Source organism: Shewanella sp. 11B5 (genome assembly GCF_002836795.1).
Classification (GTDB): domain Bacteria; phylum Pseudomonadota; class Gammaproteobacteria; order Enterobacterales; family Shewanellaceae; genus Shewanella; species Shewanella frigidimarina.
In genome coordinates this window covers 1-2,756 of record NZ_PJAP01000998.1, presented here as the reverse complement: position 1 = coordinate 2,756, position 2,756 = coordinate 1, and the positions used below count along the sequence as shown (strand labels likewise).

General features: G+C 44.1%; 2 protein-coding genes and 1 pseudogene. All 3 read right to left on the bottom strand.

What is annotated here, in order from left to right; translation table 11 throughout:
* Nucleotides 1-99: 99 nt before the first annotated feature.
* Nucleotides 100-744 carry a bifunctional 4-hydroxy-2-oxoglutarate aldolase/2-dehydro-3-deoxy-phosphogluconate aldolase gene (locus tag CXF78_RS19435; protein WP_011637357.1) on the bottom strand — a complete coding sequence of 215 codons (645 nt, stop codon included), beginning with the start codon at nucleotides 742-744 and terminating at the stop codon, nucleotides 100-102.
* 21 nt (nucleotides 745-765) lie between these two features.
* Nucleotides 766-2,592, bottom strand: coding sequence for a phosphogluconate dehydratase (edd, locus tag CXF78_RS19430; protein WP_011637356.1), 1,827 nt, complete (start codon nucleotides 2,590-2,592; stop codon nucleotides 766-768).
* A gap of 11 nt (nucleotides 2,593-2,603) precedes the next feature.
* Nucleotides 2,604-2,756, bottom strand: a pseudogene (locus CXF78_RS19425) (6-phosphogluconolactonase); the annotation flags it as partial.

The following is a 2,756-nucleotide window of genomic DNA, read 5'->3' as shown; positions in this document are numbered from 1 at the left end:
AATGTGCTAAACAGTATACGGTTTAAAATAAAACACCAGTAAATGCTTATAAAAAAAACCAGCAGATGCTGGTTTTTGAATTATCACACAATAAAGAGATTACAGTGCAGCAAGCGCTTCTTTACACAGTTGGGTAATGCGATCCCACTCTTCGTTGTCTACTGCATCAGTCGGTGCTATCCAGCTGCCGCCAATACAATCAACATTCGATAGTGCTAAGTAATCTTTATAAGTCGCAGGGCTAATACCGCCTGTTGGACAGAAACGAATATCAGACAATGGTCCAGAGAATGATTTCAGTGCATTAACGCCACCAGAAGCTTCTGCTGGGAAAAACTTGAAGTGAGTGTAACCCAACTCCATACCCACCATGATCTCAGAAATACTAGCCACACCGGGGATCAATGGCACAGTACCTTTCTTGGCTGCTTTTAGTAAATCAACAGTTGCACCAGGAGTGATAATAAACTGTGAACCAGCAGCAACCGCTTGGTTTAGCTGAGCTTCATTTAAAATAGTGCCTGCACCAACAAGTGCTTCAGGTACTTCTTTAGCAATCTTTGCAATCGCTTCAAGGGCGCAAGGTGTACGAAGCGTAACTTCAAGTACACTAATACCGCCAGCAACTAATGCTCTAGCTAAAGGCACTGCATGCTCAAGTTTATTAATTACCATGACCGGAACAACCGGGCTGCGTTTAAATACGTCTTGAGGTTGAAGCAACCAATTATTAGGCTCAATCATATAACCGACTTCCTTTTATTTTTAATATAATTCATCAATCGCATTAGTACTGCGAGCACCCGTTTCTGGGCTGCTTAAACTGTTACGTAGCGCGCCAAACAATTCACGGCCCATGCCATAACTTGAATGATGTAAATCCACTTTGCCTGCTGTTCGGCTTGCAAGTGTTTTCTCGTCAACAAATAGAGTTAACTCACCGGTTGTAGCATCAACACGAATCACATCGCCGTTTTCAACTTTGGCAATCAGACCACCATCAAGTGCTTCTGGGGTTAAATGAATTGCGGCAGGAACCTTACCAGAGGCTCCAGACATACGGCCATCAGTGACTAATGCCACTTTAAAACCTTTGTCCTGTAAGGTGCCTAAATAGGGTGTGAGCTTATGAAGCTCAGGCATACCATTAGCTTTAGGGCCTTGACCTCTAACAACCACAACACAATCTCTGTCAAGCTCACCAGCCTGAAATAGTGCATCGAGTTTGTTTTGATCATCAATCACAATCGCAGGACCTTCAATCACACGATTAGTATCAGGTACAGCAGACACTTTAATCACCGCACGACCTAAGTTACCTTTCAATAATTTCAAGCCGCCATTGCTTTGGAACGGCGTCGCAAGGTGGGTTAATACTTCTTTATCTAAGCTTTCAGTCACACCGTCAACCCACTTAAGTTCGCCGTCAAGCAAACGAGGTTCTTGGGTATAACGACGTAATCCAAAGCCAGCAACGGTATTGACATCTTCATGCAATAAACCACCATCAAGTAACTCTTTAATCAACAATGCCATGCCGCCAGCAGCGTGGAAGTGATTAATATCAGCATGTCCATTTGGATATACGCGTGCTAACAATGGCACTGAATCTGACAAATCAGAAAAATCGTCCCAATTAACAATAATGCCAGCAGCACGGGCAGCAGCAACAATGTGCATGGTTAGGTTAGTAGAACCACCAGTGGCAAGAATACCCACAATGCCGTTAACTACTGACTTTTCAGATACCACTTCACCAATTGGTGTGTATTGAGTGCCCATAGACGTTAAACGGCAAACTTGTTTAGCGGCCATTTTGCTTAATTCATCACGTAATGGATCGTCAGGATTAACAAACGATGAACCAGGTAATTGTAAGCCCATGATTTCAAGCATTAACTGGTTAGAATTAGCCGTACCATAGAAAGTACATGTGCCGGCACTATGGTATGACTTCGCTTCAGCTTCAAGCAGTGCTGCACGGTCAACTTGCCCTTGAGCAAATTGCTGACGAACACGCGCTTTTTCTTTATTCGGAATACCCGATTTCATTGGGCCCGCAGGCACAAATAGCATCGGCAAATGACCAAAGCTTAACGCGCCAATTAATAAACCCGGCACGATTTTGTCACAAATACCCAGCAGTAACGCACCATCAAACATATTGTGCGATAACCCTATCGCAGTAGACATTGCTATGACTTCACGACTCAGTAAACTCAACTCCATGCCAGGCTGACCTTGGGTCACGCCGTCACACATAGCAGGTACACCGGCAGCAACCTGCGCAACACTGCCTACGTCCACACATGCTTGCTTAAGCATATTCGGGTACGTTTCGTATGGTTGATGCGCTGACAACATGTCGTTAAATGCGGTTACGATACCAATATTAGCTTTCGTTAGTTGACGTAAAGAGTCTTTGTCCGCTGGCTGGCAGGCCGCAAATCCATGAGCCAAATTGCCACAACTTAGGGCGCTGCGATGAACACCTTTTGCTTTGGCATCATTTAACGCTGTTAAATACGTTGAACGAGACTGTTTACTGCGTGCAATAATTCTATCGGTGACGGCTTGTACTACTGAGTGCATGGTAAAACTCCTTACGCGCTATAGAACACATCAACGGGCGTTTTACGCTGCGCTAATACTGCTCTTATGGGCATTTGGGTAACATCATCATTCTCAAGAGCCTGATGATAAACAGTTAATTTTGGTTCTCCGACAAGATGCAAATAAATCTGACGACTATTTAA